The following is a 23,941-nucleotide window of genomic DNA, read 5'->3' as shown; positions in this document are numbered from 1 at the left end:
TTGGTTTGGGTCTCAGGTTGCGTTTGTCAACTTTTTATCGAAAATGTGCCCGCGGGCGTCTGGACGTCAACTTAACGTAAACTTAGCGTCAAGCCGGCTCTTAAACCGTAAGAGAGCGCATAACATTTTGGCTGATAGGTTGCGGGGTTGCTGAGGCTCATTTAGGGCTTTTGGGCTAGCTAAGTTGACGTTTGTCAACTTGTTCCAGGTCCTGAAGCGATATGATTCCCTGCCGTCCCACACAAAACGGAGCATTGAGCGATTATTCTGTGGCGCAAGTGGAGCCATTCCCATGCGCTGAGCACGCCCATTCTAAGACTTCGACCCATGATTTTTTCTATGGGGTTCATTCAGTCTGGTGACCAAAGTCGATCGGTTCCTGACCCCGCACTGGTCGCACGATAAGACCCGTGGCACCAGTGGATATTGGCACCACGGCTCTCGTTAGTTTCACATGCGAAGTGCACGGAAGTGCCCCTGCTACAAGCTGGGAGCGACCGTCCGCAGGCAAGGCTGTGTCACTTACCTTGATGATTGCACTACCGCCTTCACAGACCTGGATACGGTCCAATCTTCCCAAAAATCGCTCGCAGGATCTTTGCACGCTTCGCGGTTAGAGCTGGGTCGGCGTTGTCGGACGCCTTGCGTAGCGCCTCAATCCAAGACACCTCGTTCTCGGTCACGATCGTACCAAAGATTTGCCTTATCGCCACCAATGCGCTGCTCTCATAGTACTGCTCGAGCGCCAGAAGGAAAAGTCTCGCGGGGTCGCACTCCAGCGCTTTCGCGAGTCCAGGAACGCGGTCGAACGGGACTTTTGCTGCGCCCGACTTTAACATCGATACAAAGTTGACGTTGGTAAACCCTGCTTCGACGGCGATGTCTCTTTGGCTTTTTCGACCCTTTAGCTGGTCGATGCGACGATCTATGAACTTCGCAATTCCTGTATCTGCGTTTGGTTGACCGGAAGCTTTCATTATTTTTATCTCGCTATTAGACTGTCTGTGCATTCACATCTTATCTATAGCAAGAATAGAAAGGGTTTATGCTTAGAAGTGTAAACGCATAACGGAGATATAGCCATATTTATACGCCATATACCTATCGAGACGCTCCACCCATACTGTCTTCCGGATAGACTGGCTTCAGCCGTCGAAGGTCGTTATTGTGTATCGAAACACGAACTGTTTCGATGCTGACTAGAGCGATTCTGGATCCTCGCGGATTTTGACCATCTTCATGCCCGCTTGAGTGCAGACGGATCACAGCTGCGATAGGTTGAAAGACCAAATGAGCCGCTTGATGCGGACGTCTCTCGGCCGCGGTGTCCCACGAGCAGACGTTGGAACCAGAGCCATTTTCGGTTGTGTGCGGTGCGCTGCTTGCTGATCTGGATCAGCGGTTAGACCAAGCATAGCGTGGTGGGCTAACCTGGCCTGGATGCCGGCCTCCGGAACTACATGCCGGTCCGCAAGCCGCCGTAAGCCGCCCGTCGACCACGGCTCGCGGCGTGCCGCCGAACACGTACCCGACCATGAAAGCCTCGTACGTGCTTCTCCGCATGCTTGCCTGTGCGGAAATAATCTACTCCCTTCAGGACATATTCGCGGGCAACCTGCATTAATAAGGCGTCGCTTCAGGATGAGCCGCTCCGCCCGTAGTTACTGGGCGAGGCGCACAGCCGATTGCGCGTCCAGCCGTCTGCGTTGGGGCCGAAAGCAGACCGTCCGCTTGCGGTGAGCAAACGCATTTCCAGGCCGGCGATCCGCCCGATCAGTCTGCGGAAAAAACCAAATCCTCGCGGGCAAATGGATATTGAGTTGACTTTCCCTAGGCCACGCGCAGCAGTTTGAGGGACTGAGGCATAAAGGTCTGAAAACGCTGACGAAGGCTGGGTTGACTTCCGACGAATGTAATAGTTTAATTGCGATTGGAAGCAATGTCTTACGGCTGTGGCTCGAAAGCGGGGCGATGTTAAAAGGTGAACTCGCTGCCTTCTGGCAGTCTGATCAGCAGATATGCCAGCGCGTTTTCGACCGGTTTTGTGTCGAGCGACATTTCGAACGCGACAGCGAGGAAGCACGGGATCTCGCCACGATCCTGCTAATTCTGTTTCAATGTGGCCACACTGAAGAAGCAGACCTTCTTGGTGCGGCCTCTGCCGCTTTCTATTTCTCAGCTCCGGCGAACCCAGCGGCAGCGAGGGGAAAAGCTTTAGGCGGGCGCACCGTCAGTTGGATGCCTTAATTAACTGGGCGCTTCCCTAGTTCGGACTGCACGGGAGCTAGAACCCGTGAAGGCTCCCCTTATCACTTTGATCACGCCTATGTCGGAACCCGCACAGATGTTGATCGTCGATCACCGGCCTATCGAAAGCTCAACGATCAGCTGCTTCGGGATCGCAGCGCCGTACCGGTACCGCCCCACGCCGTTCGTCTATGAGCGTGGCAAGACGGGGCTCTTCTCTCACCCCAGCAGGTGCACGCTATCTTTTGAGATGTGGAAGCGCTGACCTTGCGCACCGCTCACAATCCCATCCCAAAGGTGCCTGCCCGATGGCCAATCCCTATTGTTCGCGAAGAGCCCGACCCATGGCAGTGTATACCGGAGCGCTGAGATACTCCCATGCCGACCTCGCTCCAGTTTCGATCATGACCTGTGTGCTCATTCCAGCTTGCAATGCTACAGGCGATGCCTTCAAAGACTCCGGTCTCAGAACAATTCGAACCGAATAAAAAGCCTGACCGGTCCGAGGGTCTATCAGCCGATCCGCTGAAAGGGTGCGAACGTCACCGCTCATTGGTTGCTGGTAACGTTTGCTCACAGAGCTAAGCCAAACCGTCGCGTGCAGCCCCACTTTCACCTGATCGACGTCAAGAGGGTCAACGTTTGCCACAACCACGAAGTTATCCTCCTGGGGGACGATGTCCATTAGCGGCTCTCCCGCCGCAATGACCCCCCCAATTGTGTGGACCTTAACTCCCACTATGGTACCTCCGATAGGGGCGCGTATCGCGGTACGCGTTGCCACGTCATCAGCGGCAGCCATTTTTTGCTTGTATTCGTATATTTTGGCACGAGTTTCTCCTAGTCCCTCGACAATGTCAGCCGTCGTAGAGGCACGTAGTTCGGCAATCTTGAATTTCGTCTCCTCCATCTTTTGTTTCGTCGCGCCGATCGACGCTATATACCCGCTTAGGGCGCCTCCCACGTCTGCCTTTTCCCTCTCTAAGTCTATAAGGCGTGTCCTGACCACCAACTTCTTTTCATACAGGGCGCGGACATCACCTAATTGCTCCTCGATAAGCTCGAGTTTCCGAGTGGCTGCTACTACTTGCCCTTCAAACCCCTCTATTTCCTTCGCCATGCTTCCGGTCGCTTGCTGCAGCAGAGAGAGTTGTTCTCTGAAGAGGTTTTGACGTGTCCGAAAGACGCTTTCCTGCCCGGAAACAGCATCTGCTGCCAATTTGCCCGACCCCTTCAATTCTGGCGGAATATCTATCGAATCCTTTCCGTCTCTTTCTGCGACCAAGCGCGCCTCTGTAGCCTTGGCATCATACCACTGTGCCTTGATCTCATTTGCAGCGGCGGTCGAAGCAGTGCTCTGCAACCGTATCAGGACCTGGCCCGGCGCTACGCGATCTCCCTCTTGAATGAAAATCTCCGATATGATGCCGCCTTCGAGGTGCTGAACTGTCTTTACGTTTGACGCTACATTCACCACCCCTGTGGCCACAACAGCGCCCTGGATGGGAGCTCCGACAAGCCACATGCCGGTCAGGGTCGAGAAGGCGGCGATTATCGCGAAACCGATGATGACAAAACGCTTACCAAACGGCGGCGGGTCTTCGGCTTGGTGAGTGGCGGGCTGTTTGGTACCAAGGGCAAGCGAGACCATCACTTGACACTCCGCAATTCAGTTTTCCCGGGGCGTATGGGACGAACTGAACGTTCGGTGTGATCGGCGAGCTCAGGTGTTCGGCCACCGAGGATCAGTGACCTGTCAACCAATCCAGCAAGCCGGGTCGACCGGCTGGACATTGTCACAACTACCGAGCACCCTGAACTCTTCATGTACCCCACGGCGGACTCAAGCGCTTTTCTAGAAGAGCTATCTAAATTAGCGAACGGCTCGTCCAGCACAATGAGCCTCGGCGACCGGAACAGTGCTCTGGCAAGTGCTACTCGCTTCCGCTCGCTTCCGGACAGCCCGACCGAGTCATTCAGCAGAGTGTCATACCCTTGGGCCAAACGAACGATAACTTCGTGAATTCCAGCAATTTTCGCAGCTGAGACTACGTCATCAACAGAGGTTTCTTGAAAGCGTGCAATGTTCTCGCCCACGGTTCCTTCAAACAGTTCAACCTGCTGGGGTAGATAGCCGATGACTTCCGCTCGAATGTGATCCGGAAGACGGGTTATGTTCATGTCTCCCAAACGGATCTGACCAGTGCGTGGCTTGAGAAGGCCAATGAGAAGACGACTGAGTGTTGTCTTCCCGGAGGCTGCACGCCCCATGATCACCAGCAATTCGCCAGGAGCCAGCGCAAAAGTCAGTCTTCTGAATACGTATGTTCCAGATCCGGCATGCTTGAAAGTGACTTGATCCAAATTTAAAGTACCTTGCGGTGTTCCAGGAAGCAGCGAAGGCTCCAAGTCCAACGGCTTGGTAAGTTCCGCTTTGATCTTAAAGTAACCTGCGCGCGCTTCATGAAGGCCTCGGATCTCACGAACCGCACCTGCCACCATCCTATAACCGAAGCCAGCAATAAGCCGAGCTGCAAACACGCCGCCTAAGGAAGCCAGGTCGTTCAAGAACAGCCATATGCCAGTCGCCAGCAGAATGATATTGAGGCCTCGCCGCAGCGCACGGATCGCCAAGCCAAGTAACGTTCCCCTGGCGCTTAGCCGTTCCCTTTGCAAAAAGCCGTCCAGCCTATTCCTAGTCCAACGGCCTGCAATCGCGTCCGCCATTGCAAAAGCACCGACAATGTCCTTGTGCCTTTCCGCTGAAACCAACACTTCTTTCGCCTGCCTGGCAGCTTCACTGTGCGCTTGGCGGGGTTCTTGGGTGAGCTTTTCCTTGAGCAGGCTCATACAAACCAGCAAAACTACTCCTGTAAAAGCGACCAGCCCGAGAACCGGATGAATAAGGTATGTACATAAAAGGAAAACGGGAGCCCAAACCACATCAAGCCAAGAAGCTAGCCCTCTCTCTACAAAGCTAGAGACTTTCTCGATGCTGGCCAGAAGCGGCGGATTGGCAACGCCTGCCGTCAACCCGGCTCTCACCGATTGGCTCGTTAGCTCGTGCTCGATCCAGACGCTCCATCGGGAAAGCATGCGGCGCCGGACGGTTTCCAGCGCCGCGCCAGTTACCAGAGCGAGCAAGGCAGCCAAGGTCAGAATAATGAGGGTTTCCACGCTGCGGCTGGAAATGACCCGGTCGAATATTTGTATAAGAAAAAGCGGCCCGGCAAAGCGCAAGGCATTGATAAACACGCTGAATACCACCAGAGCCGCAAGGCCGGGTATCGACCTGCGCCACATTTCGCGAAGGGGGGCGCTATAGCGACGCTTGCCTTGTGTTCTCATGGGGACACCGTCTTTCACGCGCGCCCAAGGGGCGCGTGCCGATCGGCATGCTCGTTGAAGAGTCCAGAGAAATTCATGATCACTGCATCAATGTCGTCATGAGCATCCAACGGCGGCGCCTCAAGTGCGTTTTGCAGAGGCCGATCATGGTGATCGGCCGCCTCCAACATCGACCAAGTTTCGTTCAGCAGGTTGGACATCCGGGCCGTCGGCAGCGGAGGGTACCCGAGGGCCTGTACGATGCCGCCGAGCGACGACTTGAGGACACCGCGGCTTTTCGCCAAGACTGCTGCCTCTATCAGTTCCACGGGCGCCTGCACCGACATGAGTGTGGGGACAGTACCCTGGGGAGATCGCTCAGGCAGAGTGACCAAAATGCTTCCGAATGGACTGGGCCACATCGCCAGGCTGCCATTGGCATTTACTTCTCCAAACTCGGCCAAAATCAACTCGCGCGCGACCTTTGCCAAGAAATCAATCCGGAGTTGATGAGAATGGGTTCGATCCACGCCGACCGGCATGGCTGCCTCCGACGATGCCGCAATGCGCCGCAGGTACGGGTTGTTGCTCTGTCCATTGGCCAGTTTTTCCGCAGCGCGAGCCCTAAACACAGGACCGAGCGCGCCATCCTGGAGGTCCCACGGGGAATAGCAATGCAGCCCGGTAGCTTCCTCAGCCTCCCTCACGCCAAGCGGCGATCGGCCAAGTCTGCCGCTGATGGCCAGCACCTTGTGGCCGGCGGCGCGCAAAGTATCCACTCCATACTTTGCTCCCATCGCGTCGTAGGAAGCGAATATCGTGCCGAGAGCCATGCTGCGAAACGATTCCGCCAGAATTAACTCGGACGTTTCCTTCTGCTGCAGCCCGTCGGCAATCTCTATGACGGCAACGTCGCATCCGTTCTCGGCTGCATGGTTCAGCAGGCGGAAAGCGCCTTTTTCGATCATTTCCACTGAGGCAAGATAGGTGGTTGCAAACCCGGCGTCGGTGAAATCAAGAACGATGTCAGCGCCCGCATCGCGCACAATCCAGGTGTCGCCGCCGGACCCGGTCCCGGTAATCTTCAGGGCGGCAACCTTCAGCCCTGCTCTTTTGAAACCTCTTACCAACGACGTCGCCGTCAATGTCTTTCCCGCGTTCATCGATGTTCCGAGCGACAGGACAATCGGCAGAGAGGGGCGAAGGTCGTCGGACCTGACCTTGTAATCCCAAACATTCAATCGGCGACCGAACTTGTCCCCGATCAGTCCGAGAGGGGTGATCTTCGTTGGCGCGATCATGCGATCATGTCTGGAAAGCTCACACGCAGCGATGCCCCCCCCCGCCACCAGGTCACATGGTCCGAGATCAGGGCCTATAACGGCTTCGAACTGGTCCGGTGCGTATCTGTTTCCATAGCAAATGATTATCTCATCGCCGGGAAACATGATCGCCTTTCTCCCGTTGATCAGCTCCAACCTGCTGTGATTACCGAGTTTGTCGACACGAGCCAAAACAAGATCGCCTGCGACCGGTTGCAAGGATCCTGTGATCAACGTGCGCATATGCGAGGCCGCGACCCGGCGAGTCGCGAACGAACGCTTGGCTTTCTTCATGCGCCCGCGCTGAATTCTACAAATCGACATGATACCCACCCCAACTCTACTTTCAAATACGCAGTCCGAGTCTTTTTATCTAAGATTTTATTTAAGTTTTATTTTCCTCTCACTCCCACCTTTATTTATTTTTTTGTTGCCTTAACCATTAGCTAACCATAATATAACGCAGGGTGGCGCGCAAGCCGTAGAGGCAGGAACCTTTCGTAAAGCAGACGGAAGGTTAATTCGGGGGGCAAAATGTATGGCTATGGTATGCCCAGTTGGGGAATTGGAGTCGCTTGAGATCACCGGGTTCAAGACGCTATCCGGCCTCAACGTGTATAATACGAATACAGTTGTTAGATTAACGCTGAATTTAGGGCTATTGGCTACTGCCCGTGTGTCCGGTTTTTCTGACGAGGCCCGCTCGGTACTTTCCGGTCTGTTTCCGGAGTGCGAGCAGGATGCTTTGGTACCGTCGTATCTAGCCGATGCGATCCTGGCCGCGGACCTCGAGCTTCGCCGCGCGATGAATTTCTATTCGTTTCCAACCGTGGCAACGTTGTTGAGCGATCCGACCGAGAGCAATTCAGTGATCGTCTGGGAGTCGGATGACCCGCAGATGTCGCGCGCTGCGGCTGCGGCTGTCGTGGAGGCGGTCAGCGAGGCGGCGCGAGACGGGGACGCGGCAGCGAAGTACTCCCTTGCCCGGGAATTGAACCTGGAAAGAGCAAAGAAACGGCGTCTTTCAAATTCGACCGCAGTGCTGGTCGCCGCCGCCAAGAGGAACCGCATCCCGTTCGAGTTTGTCGCGCGCAACCACCTTCGTCTCGGCCAGGGCAAACACCAGAAGCAGCTCTTCTCCACGATATCCGGCTCGACATCGTTTGCGTCGGCGAAAGTGGCCCTGGACAAGAGGCTGGGCAACAGGCTTTTGTCGCAGGCCGGCTTGCCCGTACCGCGCCAGCTTACGGTTCGCAGCAAATCCGAGGCGGTCGCTGCCGCCAAGCAGCTGGGCAAATCAGTGGTGGTGAAACCTGCCCAAGGCAATCAGGGGCGCGGAGTTTCAGTCAAGCTGCGGGGACGCCGCGCTGTTGAAGCCGCGTTCGACATAGCGTGCCAGGTGGCTCAGTCTGACCGGTATGGCGTGCTGGTGGAAGAGTTCATCGCCGGCCCGGAGTATCGAGCGACGATTGTTGATTTTCGTGTCGTGGCGGCAGTCCTTTGTTGCCCGCCCCAGGTTACTGGCGACGGCGAAAAAACGCTGCGCCACTTGATCGATGATTTGAATCGGGAACCAGACAGGGACGGCAGGCGTCTGTCGCGTCTGGAAATCGACGACGACCTGCTTAGACACCTGTCATTGCACCATCTTACGATGGAGACTGTCCCCATTGCCGGGCAGCAGGTGGTTCTGCGACCAAACGGTCACCTCGCACGCGGAGGCGTGCCGATCGACGTTACAAACTCCGTCCATCCGGACAATCATAAGCTATGCGAACGCATCGCGAGGGTCATCGGGCTCAGTATTGCCGGATTGGATCTGATCATGCCCGACATCGCGCAATCTCACAAAGACGTCGGGTGCACTGTCATCGAGGTGAACGCTCGACCAGGCATCGAGTTTCATCTTTGGCCGCGGGCCGGCACGGCAAGGGATGTGAGCGAGATAATCCTGGCCAATATGTACGACGATCCGGCTTCATCGGAAGTTGCCACGGTGCTCGTCCTTGGTGACCGGCATACCAGCATGGTGGCGAAAGCAATCGAGCACCGGTTCATGGCAGAGGGGCGGTGCATCGGCCTCCTGTCGAAGAAAGGCGCCTATATCAACACCGCGCCGCAAGAATTCAGCCAGCGGGCAACACCGCAAATGCTGGCAAGGGATCCTTTATTGGAAGCGCTGGTTTATGCCGCTTCTCCAGCAAGAATCTCGGAGAACGGTCTTGGCCTGGGCGCTTGCCACGCTGTGTCGGTGACGGCGACCGACGCCGAGAATTGCGAGATTCTCATAAACCTGGCCAAAGCAGTTTTGAATGCCGGTAACCGTGGCTATTTTATCGTCGACAATGAGGATTTAGTATCCCGCCAGGCGTTGTCGGCGTTGCCTGTTGAAAGATTGATTCTGACAAGTGCGGAGACTGAGCTTGGCGCTGATTTGCGGCGACATCTACAACGCGGTGGATTGGCTCTATCGATGCGGTGGAGCACCGATGGGTCCGGAGCCAAGATGACGCTTGCATCCGGATCTGGCGAGCTGGTTGCGGAACCTGCCACGTTTGCGTCGCGACCGCCGCAGGTCAAGGCTGCCATGCATGCAATGGCAATTTCGTATCTGGCAAAAAAGAATGGTTGGTTCGATGACGTGGCCTCAATTCCTTCGAATCAGCCTGAGACGATCGAAATTCGACAGTAGTGAGGAGTTTTTCGGTTACCGAAGTAAAGGGGAGTAAGGATATGGATATGGATATGGATACTGTTTCGCCGACTGCCGCACCGAATGTTTCGCTAAGTGATGCAGCGACACTCGTTGCCTTGACCTTGAAACGCACCACGAACAAATCGGGACAGCTGCGAACCCGTGTAGGAATGTCACACAACACATTTAGGCGCCTAACCGGACGCCGTGTCGGCGGCGCGGCATTTGTGAGAGGATTCACCAAGGAATTGATGAAGCTAGGGTGGCTGATGGTCCGTACGTCGACCGGTTACGGCTTCATCCGCGCTGACTCCCTCGACAAGTGGGCTCTGACAAAGTCGGCCGTGGTAGCGGAAGAACTCAAGCTGATCGGTGAAGGATTACTATCGGAAGTGTTGGAACGCGCTAGGCAGGAACTCAGCGGGCCTGGTGACGTTGACCCCGCATCGGTCGACGCAAGTGAACTGAAGGCGGGAACTGCTAGCGGTGCAAACGGAAAGGCGACTAAAAGCGGCTGATGACTGGGCTAGTCAATTGATAGCGCCCTGACCCATAAAAGCTTACTTGAAAGGCAGCAATTCTACCAACGGTGTGCGTTAGCGGTCGGTGGGAAGCGTAAAGATTGGAGCGCCCGGTGGTTGTTGCCTGCATAGCGTGAAGCTAGCCGCACGTAGAAATCGGCCAATCGAATTTCCGAATGCGCATCTGAATGATCCGAAGCGATTACCCGAGCCCCTCGACATGCCGCCCTCCCGCCGCGAGATAATGATCCTACTAGGCAAAATGCTTATGACCAGCAAACATGTTCGTTATGCCAATGGCCTACACTTGGATCGTCGCGGCCCATTGTTTATCGTCGGCGGAAACTTTCGGCTTAGGAACAGGGCGCTCTGGCGCAAATTGGTCTCATTGGTCGAGCGCAGTAGACCCGAGGTAGCGGTAATCCCAATTGCTTCAGCCAATCCTCTTAAATCGGGCGAGAAGATAGCGTCGCATTTAGCGAAATTCGGCCTCTCCGCATTTGTTGTGCCGTTGTCATCAACGATTGGCGGAGGAACGGAGCAGTCCCAAGGCATCTACATCGCTGACCGGATCCGAAATGCGGGATGCGTCTACTTCACTGGCGGCAGGCAAGCTCGGATAACAGGCGAGTTGCTCACTACCGAAGGCCGCCCCTCCCCTACGCTTCAGGCGATATACGACTGCTGGTCAACCGGCGGGGTTATAGCGGGGTCAAGCGCCGGTGCGGCAATCATGGGTCATTACATGTTTAAGCTTCCGGCACCACCCATCGAGATTCTCCTAGGCGGAGTTCGTCTCGGAACTGATGTGGACGCCGGCCTCGGATTCCTGGATCCCAGCTGGATAGTCGATCAACACTTTCTTCAACGAGGCCGCCTCGCACGGCTGATAGCGACTATGGCCGAGTTGGATTGTCAAAGCGGGGTGGGGGTTGACGAGAATACTGCGGTCGTTGTGCACAAGGACGAGATGACAGTGAGCGGCGAGACAGGTGCCGTCATATTGAACCTATCAACTGGATTTCAAGACCAGAGTGGACCCGGCTTCTGCTACAGGGGCGCGTCACTTTCGTTTATTTCCGAGGGCGATACCTACTTAATGAACCGCAAGACGATCTCGCCTGCTCCGGGAAAGACTCTATCTGGGCCTGACAAGGAAATTTCGAAGACAATCAAGCACTGCGGCGACATCTTTGCTCCAGGCACTGTGTTGAACTGCTTGAATGCGGTTACGTTCGAAGGGAACGTCGAGAGCCTGGCTACAGCTCAATCCAAAGATTCGGATCAAGACCAATACGGTCGGCAATCGTTCGTGTTCAGATTTTATCGAGATCCCCAAAAAACGCTCTGGTACTCGGATGGCGATCGGCATCTCTTCCATGACATTCGGCTTGATGTTTATCGAGGCGCTCTCTGAATCAGAAGCGGAATTATAAATAATCGCTGGGGAAAGAACTGATATGGACATACCGTCACTTCAGCTGGATGCGGTCGACATTCCCAGAGGAGACCGAAACGAGTATCCTAATATAGGTAAATTCTCGACGGTCGAGTATCTTCGGCGCGAGTTCGTCCAACTAGGTTTCGATGCTCGCGTGAAGCCGCCATACATGTTCGCCTCTCGACTGGGCAAGACATGTTTCGCGATCGAGACAGAAACAAGTTTCACCTCGCGCGTCGCCAGTCGATTGTTGACCCGAAAGGATTATGCCCGCGAGATCTTCATTCAAGCAGGACTAACCGTGGCTGAGGGATATAGATTTCGCAATAGGGACAAGGATCGAGCGTTCCAACGCCTAAAGAAGCTCGGCGAAGCCGTAATCAAGCCCGTGGATGGTCAGAAAGGAAAGGGCGTTTCGGTCGGAGTAAAACCCGAACAGTTCGAGACTGCGTGGGTTGCAGCAACTGCACAGACAAGACGCGGCGTGCTGATAGAAAAAAGAATCCCCGGAACGGAGGCCCGCTATCTGGTAGTGGACGGCCGGTGCGTTGCCGTCTGTAGACGCGTTCCGCCTGTCGTGTACGGTGACGGGAAAAAAACCGTCAGACAGCTCGTCGACAACCAGAATGCACTTCGGCGCCGCAATCCAAATCTTGGCCATCGGCCGATCCTTGTCGATGCGCATCGAGAGAACATAATACGAGCTCAGGGTTTCAACCTCGATTCCGTTCCGCCTGACGGGCAAAGAGTTATTATGGATCTAAAGGCGGGCATTTCCACTGGAGCCGATTCTCAGGACATTACCGAACAAGTACATCTCACCATGAAAGCGGTGGCTGAACGGGTAGCAGTAGTGATTCCAGGTCTGGACGTCGTGGGCGTGGACATCATCGCGATAGACCATTCGGCGCCCGCAGACCAAAGTGGATACGCGATTATTGAGGCTAATACTCGACCGGGGATAGGATCGCATCTTTTTCCGGTTTATGGAACGCCTATCAACGTGTGCAGATATATCGCCGAAAGCTGTGCGCGAAGAATGGGCTTTGGCTTTTCCCAATGCGAGATTCGTATTGAAGGTGAACCTGATAAACCTCAGGAAAAGGTTACGGCGGATATTCTATTTGTTGGCGATATATGTTTCGGTGAAAGCTATTTTGATCACCCACGTGTGGTTGGATTGCGTGATCTACTGGCCAAATATGGTTACGGCTACTGTTTGAAGAACTTGGCTGGGCTCATAGAAAAGGCGAGCAAAGTGATTGGCAACTTGGAAGTACCTCTCTCGCACGACAGAACACACAAACTCAGGGGGCAAAAGAACTTTCTTGCGTGGTGTGACCCTAAGCAGACCTCGCAAGCTCTAATCGACGCTCGGTTCACTGGGGTGTCACTCTCGAACAATCATATGATGGACTGCGGTCGGCAGGGATTAAAGGATACGATTCGCGCACTTGATTTAGCTGGTATCCAAGGCTTTGGAGGAGGCATTAATCTCCGGGATGCTGAGCGCCCCCTGATAATCACACTTGAAATCGGCAGTAGAAAAACAGATATTATCGTCTTTGGCGGTTTCGAGATAAGACACAAGTACTCTGAGATATACAGATGGTATGCTACTGGAAGTGCACCTGGCGTCAATCCGATTGACCCTATCCGTATTAGAGATCAGATTTCTGATCTGCGGGGCAGTTACCAGGACCCAATGTTTGTTTTTTTTGCTCATTGGGGCAGCGACTATTTAGGACCGACGAAAAGACAGACACGACTGGCGGAACAACTCATTGAGGCAGGCGTGGACCTTATCATAGGGCACGGCGCCCATATTGCTCAAAAGGTCGAATATGTTTTAGGACGCGTTGTCGTGTATGGCTTGGGAAATTTCGTCTTCAATTCGCCGGGCGGCTTTTCACGCTATGGCGCCTTCCCATGTGGCTTATCCGCCGTACTCAGGCTCGCGAGCGATGGGAGCGACTCGCTTCGCTTGTATCCGATGCTGACTGACAATTTGCAGACCGGGTTCCAGACTTGCCTTATCGAAAAGGCATCCGTTGAAAACGCGGTGGTCGCCCTAGGCCTGGAAGGTCGGCTGGGGGACGTCGGGTCTGACGAGATTGGATTTCATCTTGATTTTCCACTCAGTCAAACTAGGCCGTGACGTCCCGCCAAGTTCTCCGTCGTGAGTTCGTCAGCCGCGTTCGATTTCCCCTGATGGGCGTGGAAGTATTAGCAGAGCCCTCAAGAACCAAATCTTTACCCCATCGACAGTTCGCGGTTGGCTTTGAGGACCGAACCGGGTATATCAGCGAGTGCTAATTGTTGTGGAGTGGCGTGTGCGTTTTTTTGTTCAACTCCTAGCCGCCGTGGTTCTGAGCTTTGGCCTGATTTATTCAGGGCCGGTGTTTGCCTGGAAGAGCGGCAAGAGCACAGAAACGGCGGTTATTAATGGAACAAAGCTAAAGGTATACAGCTATCATCCAAAGAGCTGTGCGAACCCGTCATTTCTGTTTGTATTTCACGGTTTGAGTCGAACGGCCGATTCTTATAGGGACTACGCACAGCCGCTCGCCGATCGGCGTTGTCTGATCGTTTATGCGCCGCTTTTCGACTTGGATAGGTTTCCGAACTGGAAGTATCAGCGAGCCGGCATCGTCAACAACGGCGTAATCCAGCCGCGTGCTCAATGGACGGTCTGGTACGTGAATGGCCTCGTCAGTTGGGCAAGAGCGCGAGAGAGCTTGCCTGCTGCGCCGTACTATCTTTTTGGCCATTCGGCTGGGGGACAATTTATGTCACGCGACGCGGCATTCGGCCTTCCAGCTGGCAAGAGATTAGTTGTCGCGAATCCATCTACCTATGTATTGCCATCTTTGGCTGAGGCAGCGCCATATGGGCTTGGGTGCCTTTCCTCGGGCTGCATCTACAGTGCTGATCAAGCCTCCCAGCAGCTGAAGGCGTACCTTGCTCTTCCGCTCACCATCTATCTTGGAGAAGACGATGTTGGGGATGAAAATCTGGCGGACAGTTCAGCTGCCACACGACAAGGAGCGACGCGTTTGGAGCGAGGGCAGTTTGCATTTGATCTAGGTCAGTCTGTTGCGATCGCTAACGGGTGGCCAATAAATTGGCGCTTGGTGATTTTGCCAGGTGTTGGTCATTCTGCCAAAGACCTTTTGCAGTCGGATCAAGCTGAGGAAGCCTTCGGCCTCAAGTGAAGACCTGGCGTTCTCCGCCGCTTGCGTAGTCTAAAGTTTCTCCACCAGAGGGAGTGCATCTCAATGCGAAAGCTGAAGGATCTGCTGCTCGACAGGGGCGGAAACTTTGCTGTGGCAGCGGCCTTGGTGGCGCTACCGCTTTGTTTGGTCTTGGGCGTGAGCGTCGACCTTACCAGTGCCGTCACCTGGAAATCCAGGCTGCAAGAACTAGCGGATTCGGCGGCCCTGGCAGCCATGGAGAGTGAAGGTGGAGACGAGGAGGCCGTTCTGGCCGCCAAGAACCTTGCGCTTGGCAACGGCTCTTTTGCGGTCGGCGCGGTGGTTGAAGTCGACATCACAACGCCCACTCCCGTGTCGCGGGAGGCAGCAGTTGAAATCACCGCCTCAATGCCGACGGACTTTATGAACCTTGCCGGCATTCGGGCGATCAGCCTTCACGTCACTGCAAAGGCACGAAAGGCGCCCCCGGAATACTGCATCTATGCTCTCGATCCAGACTCAACCGGATCACTGAGCGTGACCGGTTTGGGAAAGGTGTCGGTGCCAAACTGTGGCATCCAGGTAAATTCTTCCAGCCCCAAAGCAATGAGACACGTTGGGGCCGGCAAAATCACCGCGGCAAAAATCTCGGTAGTCGGCAATTACCAAGGCGGCGGATACAGTATTTCCCCGAAGGCGAACCAGCCCTTCCTCGCCGACCCCCTTGTCAGCACACCAGAACCGGTTCCGCCGACAGGTTGCGATTACAGTAACCAGACGCTCTCGGATGTCACCATTCCGGCCGGCCGGGTGTTCTGCGGGAGCATCGCCTTCGGTGGAAAGGTTGTGCTTTCCCCAGGCGTTCACTACTTTCATAATGCGGTAGTCGGCATCGGCAACAATGCGAAAATCACAGGCAAGGAAGTCACCATATTCGTCGATGCCAAGTCCAGCATCATACAGGCAGGTGGGAACGGCGCCATGGAACTCTCCGCTCCAACGAGCGGCGTTTATACTGGCATCGCGATCTTCGGATCGCGTACCGTCTTGCCATTGTTGCCGACCATATCGCTTGCAACAAATAAGAATTATTCGATAAGTGGGACAATATACTCGCCCATGCACCGCCTTAAAATGAAAGGGACCGATGATAAAAAATTGGCTACCGGCCTGGGGTGGATTGTTGCTTGGCAATTTTCTTACAATGGAGATTCGAGCGTCAACCTGGATGGCTACACCGGCACTCCACCAAAGGGTCTCGGAGACGCAGCAATCGCGCTGCTGCAATAAATCGAGACGGTACCCGCTTCGTGGCTTCGAAGGTGGCCGTCCGGCGGGGTTAGCGAACTCTCTCACCCAGTCCTTAAAGGGATGCGACCACGCTTCTAAAGTCACCGTCGCGGGGTGACCGTCGTTTTCACCGATCTACGCGCCTTTGCAGCCTTCGCCGGGACTGCGAACCCGAGGAGGTGATGACGGTTCTTGGCGAATACCACGTTTCGTGGGCGACGACATCGTCGTGGTTTTCAACGATCCACTAGCCTGCGCCGACGATACGGAGAGCGGTTCGCATGGCTACGGCGATGTGCGTGTTGAGGGAACAATGGCGCAAGCGATATCACCTGCTCGGCTTCGGAATCGGCATGGCCGGAGGCTATACAACTATCGGCGGACCGGTTTCGATCAGCGCCTATTATGCAGTGATAGGCACCGTGTCGAACCACGCCGCCCGATTGTGCGAGGAAGCCAGGCCACGCCAGCGGTCGCCCCGCGAAGAGGCCTTCACTCGGATGTCTGCTTTTAGGATTCTGCTATGGCGTGCTCAACGACCACATGCAGGCGCAAAGCTGCCATATACAGAACTGGCTCTGAGCTGGGTACAGCCGTGCGATTATCGTTGTATGATTGTCCGCATCTCCTTCCGCACCATTCAACTATGTGACTCAGCCCTTTTGAGACCGGTGGAGCGTCCTATATGAGTTGTACATCTCCAGAACAAGCCTCAGACTTTGGCCAACACATACCTTACGGGTTTGACAATTCAGGAATAAACCCTTTGTTATCAATGGCAAGAAATCCGAGGTTTGACAGCCTAACTACTTGATCGCCAACGGCTGTTCCAGAACGGCTCAGCGTGGAATAGAATGCCGCTGACGGCCGCCCTTGGCCATAGATGTGCGGCCATCGACCAGCGGCGATTGACCCAGCGGAAGGACAAATGGCGACCACGCAACTGGAACGGCCGGAACAGGGCGGCTTTGGCGCGCGCGTATCACGGGCGCTGAAAGCAATGCCGCGTGCCTGGAAGCGGTTCTGGCGGCTGGTTGCGTTCTATATGCCCAAGCGGCTTTATGCCCGCTCGCTGATCATCGTCATCGCGCCGATGATCCTTCTGCAGTCGGTCGTCGCCTTCGACTTCATGGAACGCCACTGGGCAACCGTGACGCAGCGCCTGTCGCAGGCCACCGTGCGCGACATCGCCGCGATCATCGACATGATCGAGACCTATCCGCACGATGGCGACTACGCGAACATCATCCGCATCGCCCAGGACCGCATGCAGTTGAAGGTCGACCTCTTGCCGCCCGACCCGTTGCCGGCGCCTGGACCCAAGCCCTTCTTCTCGATCCTTGACGACGTCCTTTCCACCGAGATCACCCGCCAGATCAACCGCCCGTTCTGGATCGACACGGTCGGCAATTCCAACATCGTCGAGGTTCGCATCCAGCTCGAGGGCAAGGTGCTGCGCGTCTTCGTGCGCCGCAGCCAGGCCTATGCCTCCAACACCCACATCTTCCTGATCTGGATGGTCGGGACGTCGCTGGTGCTGCTGACGATCGCCATCCCCTTCCTTCGCAACCAGATCCGGCCGATCCTGTCTCTGGCCGAGGCCGCCGAAAGCTTCGGCAAGGGCCGGCCGATGCCGCGCGATTTCCGCCCACGCGGCGCCGAGGAGGTTCGCCGGGCCGGCTTTGCCTTCATCCAGATGCGCGAGCGCATCGAACGCCAGCTGGAACAGCGCACCGCCATGCTGACCGGCGTCAGCCACGATCTCAGAACCATCCTCACCCGCTTCAAGCTGCAGCTGGCGCTGGCCGGCGGCAAGCCCGAGACCAAGGCCGCGCTCAACCAGGACATCGACGACATGCAGTCGATGCTGGAAGGCTATATCGCCTTTGCCCGCGGCGAAGCGTCGGAAGATGCCGGCCATTTCGATCTCGAGGCCTATTTCCAAAAGCTCGGCGACGAGGCGTCGCTGCACAAGCGCAAGCTATCGACCGTGCTTGCCGGTGATCCGGACGTGCATGTGCGCCCGCACGCTTTCGCCCGGCTGTTGTCCAATGTCGCCGGCAATGCCTTGCGCTATGCCAAGACGGTGGAGATCAGCGCCGATCACGGCCGCGGCTCACTCGTCGTCACCATCGACGATGACGGTCCGGGCATCCCGCCGGAAAAGCGCGAGGACGTGTTCAAACCATTCGTGCGGCTCGACGAGGCGCGCAACCTCGACGCCAGCGGCACCGGCCTTGGTCTCTCTATCGCCCGCGATATTGCCCGCAGCCATGGCGGCGACATCATGCTGGAAGACAGCCCGCTCGGCGGCCTGCGGGCGGTGATCAAGGTGCCCGCCTGACCAAAGCATGATCTGGAAGGCGGGCTCGGCCAAAAACCACCTTCATCCGCCCGTCATGAAACCATGGTCAAGAGCGCGCATGAAGCGCGCGACATCAGTTGATTCGGCTCAGCCGCCTTACTTCGACCTCGTGCCTGCCCGGGTGCGGTGGAGCGAAGCGAGGGCAGCCGGGCCGTACCGCTATCGCATCAAGGCAACCGTCGACCCGAGCAAAGGACCGCCATGCGCATCCTGATGGTCACCGACGCCTGGCGGCCGCAAGTCAACGGCGTCGTCCACACGCTGGAGCGGCTCACCGAAACGCTGAAAACCTTCGACGTTGCGGTCGACTTCCTGACCCCGAACATCTTTCGCACCTTGCCGTTGCCGACCTACCCCGACATCAGGCTGGCGCTGACCACGCCCGGTCATGTCGCGCGGCTGATCGAGGCTCGCAAGGCCGACCATATCCATATCGTCACCGAAGGCCCGCTCGGCATCATGGCGCGGCGCTATTGCCGCAATGCTGGCCGTCCCTTTACCACCAGCTATCACACCCGCTTTCCCGAATATCTCAGCGCCCGCCTGCCGGTGCCGGAGAGCTGGGCCTATCGCTGGCTGCGTGATTTCCACAATTCCGGACAAGGCACGCTGGTCGCCACCCAGTCGCTGGCGGAGGACCTTGCGTCGCGAGGCTTCACCAAGCTCAGGCCGTGGACGCGGGGCGTCGACACCGATCACTTCCGCCCGGACAAGAAGAAGGACCTCGGCTTTCCCGGCCCGGTATTCCTGTGCGTCGGCCGCGTCGCCATCGAGAAGAACCTGAGCGCCTTCCTCGATCTCGGCCTGCCCGGCAGCAAGGTGATCGTCGGCGAAGGACCGGAACTGGCCAGGCTCAGGGCGAAGTACCCGCAGGCGCATTTCCTCGGCCATCGCCCGAACGATGAGCTGGCCGAGATCTACGCCTCGGCTGATGTTTTCGTTTTCCCCAGCCGCACCGACACGTTCGGCAACGTCATCATCGAGGCGCTGGCCAGCGGCACGCCGGTGGCCGCCTATCCGGTCACCGGACCGATCGACATTGTCGGCGACGGCATCGGCGGCGCGGTGTCGACCGATCTGCGCGAGGCCTCGCTCGCCGCGCTCAATGTCGACCGCGCCGAGGCGCGCGAACGCGCCATGCGCTACAGCTGGAAAGCCTGCGCCGAAATGTTCATGGACACGGTCGAAGAGGCGCTCGGCACCACGCGCAAGCTGGCCGCCTGACGCAATCTTCCTAAAATAGTCGCCCGCCGTCCGGCACCTTGCGCTCGATGGCGCCAAGCACCACGGCGCCTTCTTCATCAGGGAAGCCGAGCGTGAGCACTTCCGACATGAACGGACCGATCTGGCGCGGCGGGAAATTCACCACCGCAAACACCTGCCGTCCCACCAGCGTTTCCGGCGCATAGTATTTCGTGATCTGTGCCGAGGATTTCTTCACGCCGATCTCAGGGCCGAAATCGATCTTCAGCTTGAAGGCGGGTTTGCGCGCCTCGGGGAAAGGCTCGGCCTCGACGATCGTGCCGGCACGGATGTCAACACGATCAAAATCGGCAAAGCTGATCTCGGGCTTGCGCGCGCTGCTCGAACTCATGGAAGCTCAAGCGTTGCCATAGGTCTCGAACAGGACGCCGGCCAGCGCATCCTTGGCCGAGGTTCCCGACCAGACAACGAACTGGAAGGCCTGGAAATAGCATTCGCAGGCTTCAAGCGCCGACGACAAAAGCACCTCGACCTGCTGGCTCGACGGTTCGACCCCGCCGGCGAGCAGCAGCGACTGGCGAAACATGATCGCGCCCTCCTGCTCCCAGAGATCGAAATGGCCAAACAGCATCTGCTCGTTGATCAGCGACAAAAGCCGCATCACTTCCAGCGCGCGGGCTTCCGGCACCTTGATGTCGAAAGCACAGGCCAGATGCAGCGCCTCGAAGTCCTCCATCCACGAGAAGGAGACGTGATAATCGGTCCAGCTGCCGGCAACCGAGATCGAGATTTCGTCATCGCCGGCCCGTTCGAAGGACCAGTCATTGTTATGGGCGACCTGCTCGATGACATCCACCGGATGGATTTCGCGGGAGAATTCGAGTTCGAGAAGTTCCATGGAATGCTTCCTGTGTTCAGGGGAGCGCCACACGCTCCGCGGGGCACACACGACGAACAATCTTGTCTTGAACTCGGACGGCCAGGACTTCACGACACAAAGACCCCGGACCGGACCCCACCGCCCGGCCGCATGACCCTGCTCCGAATCATGCAACAAATTCAGTCTATTGATCGGGAGTCGCGTGAACAGCCTAATTTTTCGCACTGCGTCATCAGCATGTGGAAAGGCGCTGTCACAAAGATTCATGCATCGCCGGTAAACGATTCACGGCAAAGCATTTTTTCGGATTGTGCTTTGTGGAAAAGTTCAAATTTTATTTTTTTGCTTTGGGCTTTGCCGCAGCCACAGGTGCGGCCTGTCCGGTCAATTCGGCAAGCCTGGCCTCGAGCGCATCGATGCGGGCGGCCAGCCTGGTGTTTTCTTCGCGGGCCTTGGCAGCCATGTCGCGGGCAGCCTCGAACTCCTCGCGCTGCACCACATCCATGGTGTTGAGGATGCGCTCGGCCTGCCCCTTGAAGGCAGTCTCCACCTCGCGGCGCACGCCTTGTGCGGCACCCGCGGCATCGGTCATCAGCTTGGCGAATTCATCGAGAATGCGGTTCGGTCCGGTCGACATGGCAAATCCTCGCTTGCTGGAATTGACGTAGTGGCACTGCCTGCGGAATGCAAGAACGTTGAAGCTGGTGCGGCTTCATGTCGGACGCGATTTGGCTCACGGTCCGGCCGACAGATTGCTATTATCGCAAATGGATTCTTGGAACGACGGTTGCCGTGACGGACAGTGCGGACTTGGAGAAGCGCTTTGCAGCACTCGATGCAGCACTCGCAAAGGGCATTTCGGATGCCAGTGCGGGCCGGGTCTAGCCTGGCGACGAGGTGCTGGACAGGCTTGAAGCCAAATACAGGGCAATGGCAGAGAGAACCAAGTGAAGTTACTGGTCTTCACAGACCAGCGGCCTAGTTTTCCTCACGACTTGCTCCAGGCAAGAGTCACTCTCATTCAGGATCAACCAATGGCAACGCCCCCGCGCCGACCGACCAATCCGATGGAAGCCGCTGAAGCGGCCTTCAAGCCGGTCAAGAAACCCGCGCCTCCCATTCGCGAACCCTCCGCCGCACCAAACGTTCGCGAGCTTGTCTCGATCAGGATCGATCGCGCCGTGCTCGACCATTTCCAGGAAGATGGCCCCGGCTGGCAAGACAGGATCAACGATGCGCTCAGGCAATTGGTCGCCGGCAAGCCGCAGGGTTGAGCCCATTATCTCTGACGATCAGGCTGTCGTCACCTTGCCTTGACCCCGCCAAAACCCTGCCGCATGGTCCGCGCCCTAACGCGAGCCCTCCCAGGAGATCCTGTTGAACGACTATTTCCCGCTGCCGATGGCGTCGCTGTCCTTCCCCAACATCGACCCGATCCTGGTTCAGATCGGCCCGCTGGCTGTGCACTGGTACGGCATCGGCTATATCGTCGGCATCCTGTTCGCCTGGTGGTACGCCAAGCGGCTCGTCACCAACACAAGGCTGTGGCCTGATGGCGTCTTGCCGATGAAGCCGATCGACCTCGACGATTTCATCGTCTGGGCCGCCGTCGGCGTCGTGCTCGGCGGACGCACCGGCTATGTGCTTTTCTACGATTTAAAGCGCTATATCGACCACCCGCTCGACATCTTCGCCGTCTGGCAGGGCGGCATGTCGTTCCATGGCGGCCTGCTTGGCGTCATCCTCGCCATGACGCTGTTTTCCCTCAAGCGCGGCATCCGCACCTGGACGCTGTTCGACGTGGTGGCAGCCGGCGTGCCGGTCGGGCTCGGCCTCGTCCGCATCGCGAACTTCGTCAATGCCGAACTCTGGGGTCGCGTGACCGACGTGTCGTGGGGCGTCGTCTTCTGCAACGAGCGTCTCCAGCAGACCGTGGCGGGTTGTGTCGCGGGCCTGGAGCCTCGCCATCCGAGCCAGCTCTACGAAGCGCTGCTCGAGGGCGCGGTGCTGTTCCTGGTCCTGCGCTTCCTCACCCATTCGCGGCTGAAGCTGAAGACGCCGCGCTTTGTCGGCGGCGCCTTCATTTGCGGCTACGGCCTGTCACGCATCTTCGTCGAGTTCTTCCGCGAGCCCGACCAGCAGCTCGGCTACCTCCTCGGCGGCTGGCTCACCATGGGCATGGTGCTGTCGCTGCCGATGGTGCTGGCCGGCATCTGGGCGATGGCCACAGCCAAACCGGCGCCGCAACCACAGCCGGCATGACACGGCTGAAGACCCGCATCGTCGACCTGATCGGCGCGCTCGGGCCCCTCCCCGTCAACGAGTACATGGCGCTCTGCCTTTTCGATCCCAGCGACGGCTACTACACCACGCGCGAGCCGTTCGGCGCCGCCGGCGACTTCGTCACCGCACCCGAGATCAGCCAGATGTTCGGCGAACTCGTCGCCGTCTGGCTCTATCAGGCCTGGCTGGCGATCGGCCGACCGCTGCCGGTCACCATCGCGGAGATCGGGCCTGGCCGCGGCACGCTGATGAAGGACATGCTTCGCACCCTGACGCGGCTCGATCCGGCTATCGCCGCCGGAGCGTCCTTCGCTCTGGTCGAGACCAGCCCGCGGCTAACCGAAATCCAGAAGCAGACGCTTGCCGAAAGTTCGGTTGAGCTCGGCTGGCACGAAACCATCGCCACGCTACCGCAGGCGCCATTGCTGATCGTCGGCAACGAATTGTTCGATGCCGTGCCGATCCGCCAGTTCATCCGCGCCGGCGCCGGCTGGCGCGAACGGGTGATCGGCCTCGATGTCTCAGACGAGTTGAGCTTCTTCGCCGGCGCCGGCTCGGTCGAGGCGACGCTGCTGCCGGAAGACGCCGCCGAGGCGCCACAAGGCTCTATTTTCGAAATAGCACCGGCCCGCGCGGCACTGATGGCGACCATTGCCGAACGCATAGCCGACCACGGCGGCGCCGGGCTGTTCCCCGATTACGGCCATCTCCAGCCCGGTTTCGGCGACACATTGCAGGCCGTGCGCAGGCACGCCCCCGAAGATGTGCTGGCCAATCCCGGCGAAGCCGATCTCACCGCCCATGTCGACTTCGCTGCACTGGCCGCCGTCGTGCGGGCGCATGGCCTCGATGTGGAATTGGCGACGCAGGGCGACTTTCTGCTTGGCATGGGATTGCTTGAGCGAGCTGGCCAGTTGGGCAGCCAGGCAAGCCAAGAGGCACGACAAACCATTGCCGATGCCGTCGAACGCCTGGCCGGACCCGACGGCATGGGCACGCTGTTCAAAATCCTGAGAATCCTGCCGCATCAGCCAGTCTGACCCTCAGAGATCGTTACAAGCCGTCCCGCGACGCCGCCTATGGTCGCATGCCTGCTTTTGGCCAATGCAAAGTCGACGCGGCAGCACTGTCGCAATCACTCGGCCGAACTTCGCCTTGACGAAAACGCCGGCG

The 23,941-nt window shown here is 57.3% G+C and carries 19 protein-coding genes; 12 read left to right on the top strand and 7 right to left on the bottom strand.

Features of this window, described 5'->3' with window-relative positions; all coding sequences use genetic code 11:
- Window positions 1-548: 548 nt before the first annotated feature.
- Window positions 549-977 (bottom strand): hypothetical protein, encoded by a 429-nt coding sequence (locus X733_RS162785; protein ID WP_031192994.1) that lies wholly within the window; start codon window positions 975-977, stop codon window positions 549-551.
- A 919-nt stretch (window positions 978-1,896) separates the two neighbouring features.
- Between X733_RS162785 and X733_RS1000000169360 the strand changes: the two genes are divergently transcribed.
- Window positions 1,897-2,247 carry a hypothetical protein gene (locus X733_RS1000000169360; protein ID WP_155924136.1) on the top strand — a complete coding sequence of 117 codons (351 nt, stop codon included), beginning with the start codon at window positions 1,897-1,899 and terminating at the stop codon, window positions 2,245-2,247.
- A 319-nt stretch (window positions 2,248-2,566) separates the two neighbouring features.
- Here X733_RS1000000169360 and X733_RS162795 read toward each other — a convergent pair whose 3' ends face one another.
- From X733_RS162795 to X733_RS1000000167525, 3 genes are all read right to left on the bottom strand, one after another.
- Window positions 2,567-3,898, bottom strand: a complete 1,332-nt coding sequence (locus tag X733_RS162795; RefSeq protein ID WP_023817478.1) for an HlyD family type I secretion periplasmic adaptor subunit — start codon at window positions 3,896-3,898, stop codon at window positions 2,567-2,569.
- The gene (locus X733_RS162800) at window positions 3,898-5,502 is read right to left on the bottom strand and encodes an ATP-binding cassette domain-containing protein (RefSeq protein WP_196813685.1); all 1,605 of its coding nucleotides are present in this window, start codon (window positions 5,500-5,502) and stop codon (window positions 3,898-3,900) included. The genes X733_RS162795 and X733_RS162800 overlap by 1 nt, the downstream gene beginning before the upstream one ends.
- Before the next feature lie 107 nt (window positions 5,503-5,609).
- Window positions 5,610-7,190: a hypothetical protein gene (locus X733_RS1000000167525; RefSeq protein WP_023817474.1), complete on the bottom strand. Its 1,581-nt coding sequence runs from the start codon at window positions 7,188-7,190 to the stop codon at window positions 5,610-5,612.
- A gap of 271 nt (window positions 7,191-7,461) precedes the next feature.
- Here X733_RS1000000167525 and X733_RS162805 point away from each other — a divergent pair, with 271 nt between their 5' ends.
- From X733_RS162805 to X733_RS162830, 8 genes are all read left to right on the top strand, one after another.
- Window positions 7,462-9,588, top strand: a complete 2,127-nt coding sequence (locus X733_RS162805; protein ID WP_196813684.1) for an ATP-grasp domain-containing protein — start codon at window positions 7,462-7,464, stop codon at window positions 9,586-9,588.
- A 41-nt stretch (window positions 9,589-9,629) separates the two neighbouring features.
- A complete protein-coding gene (locus tag X733_RS1000000169355) occupies window positions 9,630-10,109 on the top strand; it encodes a hypothetical protein (RefSeq protein WP_155924135.1) in 480 nt (159 codons plus the stop codon).
- A 271-nt stretch (window positions 10,110-10,380) separates the two neighbouring features.
- Window positions 10,381-11,529, top strand: coding sequence for a cyanophycinase (locus X733_RS162815; protein WP_196813683.1), 1,149 nt, complete (start codon window positions 10,381-10,383; stop codon window positions 11,527-11,529).
- A 43-nt stretch (window positions 11,530-11,572) separates the two neighbouring features.
- Entirely contained in the window at window positions 11,573-13,711 is a 2,139-nt protein-coding gene (locus X733_RS0133895) for a CapA family protein (RefSeq protein ID WP_031192991.1), read from the top strand.
- A 175-nt stretch (window positions 13,712-13,886) separates the two neighbouring features.
- A complete protein-coding gene (locus X733_RS0133890; RefSeq protein WP_155924134.1) occupies window positions 13,887-14,768 on the top strand; it encodes a hypothetical protein in 882 nt (293 codons plus the stop codon).
- Window positions 14,769-14,831: 63 nt separating this feature from the next.
- Entirely contained in the window at window positions 14,832-16,037 is a 1,206-nt protein-coding gene (locus X733_RS162820; protein ID WP_023817465.1) for a TadE/TadG family type IV pilus assembly protein, read from the top strand.
- A gap of 928 nt (window positions 16,038-16,965) precedes the next feature.
- Complete coding sequence (locus X733_RS162825) at window positions 16,966-18,381, top strand: ATP-binding protein (RefSeq protein ID WP_023817463.1); 1,416 nt, start codon at window positions 16,966-16,968, stop codon at window positions 18,379-18,381.
- Window positions 18,382-18,603: 222 nt separating this feature from the next.
- Window positions 18,604-19,626, top strand: a complete 1,023-nt coding sequence (locus tag X733_RS162830) for a glycosyltransferase family 1 protein (RefSeq protein ID WP_023817461.1) — start codon at window positions 18,604-18,606, stop codon at window positions 19,624-19,626.
- Window positions 19,627-19,636: 10 nt separating this feature from the next.
- Here X733_RS162830 and X733_RS162835 read toward each other — a convergent pair whose 3' ends face one another.
- From X733_RS162835 to X733_RS162845, 3 genes are all read right to left on the bottom strand, one after another.
- Window positions 19,637-19,996: a tRNA-binding protein gene (locus X733_RS162835; RefSeq protein WP_023672028.1), complete on the bottom strand. Its 360-nt coding sequence runs from the start codon at window positions 19,994-19,996 to the stop codon at window positions 19,637-19,639.
- A gap of 6 nt (window positions 19,997-20,002) precedes the next feature.
- A complete protein-coding gene (locus X733_RS162840) occupies window positions 20,003-20,503 on the bottom strand; it encodes a YbjN domain-containing protein (protein WP_006202532.1) in 501 nt (166 codons plus the stop codon).
- Window positions 20,504-20,819: 316 nt separating this feature from the next.
- A complete protein-coding gene (locus tag X733_RS162845) occupies window positions 20,820-21,122 on the bottom strand; it encodes an accessory factor UbiK family protein (protein ID WP_023672029.1) in 303 nt (100 codons plus the stop codon).
- A 397-nt stretch (window positions 21,123-21,519) separates the two neighbouring features.
- Here X733_RS162845 and X733_RS162850 point away from each other — a divergent pair, with 397 nt between their 5' ends.
- From X733_RS162850 to X733_RS0133885, 3 genes are all read left to right on the top strand, one after another.
- Window positions 21,520-21,759 (top strand): BrnA antitoxin family protein, encoded by a 240-nt coding sequence (locus X733_RS162850; RefSeq protein ID WP_023683720.1) that lies wholly within the window; start codon window positions 21,520-21,522, stop codon window positions 21,757-21,759.
- A gap of 103 nt (window positions 21,760-21,862) precedes the next feature.
- Window positions 21,863-22,747: a prolipoprotein diacylglyceryl transferase gene (gene lgt, locus X733_RS162855; protein WP_023672032.1), complete on the top strand. Its 885-nt coding sequence runs from the start codon at window positions 21,863-21,865 to the stop codon at window positions 22,745-22,747.
- The gene (locus X733_RS0133885; RefSeq protein ID WP_031192989.1) at window positions 22,744-23,808 is read left to right on the top strand and encodes a class I SAM-dependent methyltransferase; all 1,065 of its coding nucleotides are present in this window, start codon (window positions 22,744-22,746) and stop codon (window positions 23,806-23,808) included. Before lgt ends, X733_RS0133885 begins: the two co-directional genes overlap by 4 nt.
- Window positions 23,809-23,941: the final 133 nt, after the last annotated feature.

The sequence above is a fragment of the Mesorhizobium sp. L2C066B000 genome, assembly GCF_000502335.1.
Taxonomy (GTDB): domain Bacteria; phylum Pseudomonadota; class Alphaproteobacteria; order Rhizobiales; family Rhizobiaceae; genus Mesorhizobium.
This window is presented reverse-complemented; position numbering and strand designations above follow the sequence as displayed.

Coding starts and splice junctions, on each gene's coding strand:
- X733_RS162785 (WP_031192994.1), bottom strand. CDS start 977: ATGAAAGCTTCCGGTCAACCAAACGCAGATACAGGAATTGCGAAGTTC.
- X733_RS162795 (WP_023817478.1), bottom strand. CDS start 3,898: ATGGTCTCGCTTGCCCTTGGTACCAAACAGCCCGCCACTCACCAAGCC.
- X733_RS1000000167525 (WP_023817474.1), bottom strand. CDS start 7,190: ATGAAGAAAGCCAAGCGTTCGTTCGCGACTCGCCGGGTCGCGGCCTCG.
- X733_RS1000000169355 (WP_155924135.1), top strand. CDS start 9,630: ATGGATATGGATATGGATACTGTTTCGCCGACTGCCGCACCGAATGTT.
- X733_RS162815 (WP_196813683.1), top strand. CDS start 10,381: ATGACCAGCAAACATGTTCGTTATGCCAATGGCCTACACTTGGATCGT.
- X733_RS0133895 (WP_031192991.1), top strand. CDS start 11,573: ATGGACATACCGTCACTTCAGCTGGATGCGGTCGACATTCCCAGAGGA.
- X733_RS162820 (WP_023817465.1), top strand. CDS start 14,832: ATGCGAAAGCTGAAGGATCTGCTGCTCGACAGGGGCGGAAACTTTGCT.
- X733_RS162825 (WP_023817463.1), top strand. CDS start 16,966: ATGGCGACCACGCAACTGGAACGGCCGGAACAGGGCGGCTTTGGCGCG.
- X733_RS162830 (WP_023817461.1), top strand. CDS start 18,604: ATGCGCATCCTGATGGTCACCGACGCCTGGCGGCCGCAAGTCAACGGC.
- X733_RS162835 (WP_023672028.1), bottom strand. CDS start 19,996: ATGAGTTCGAGCAGCGCGCGCAAGCCCGAGATCAGCTTTGCCGATTTT.
- X733_RS162840 (WP_006202532.1), bottom strand. CDS start 20,503: ATGGAACTTCTCGAACTCGAATTCTCCCGCGAAATCCATCCGGTGGAT.
- X733_RS162845 (WP_023672029.1), bottom strand. CDS start 21,122: ATGTCGACCGGACCGAACCGCATTCTCGATGAATTCGCCAAGCTGATG.
- X733_RS162850 (WP_023683720.1), top strand. CDS start 21,520: ATGGCAACGCCCCCGCGCCGACCGACCAATCCGATGGAAGCCGCTGAA.
- X733_RS0133885 (WP_031192989.1), top strand. CDS start 22,744: ATGACACGGCTGAAGACCCGCATCGTCGACCTGATCGGCGCGCTCGGG.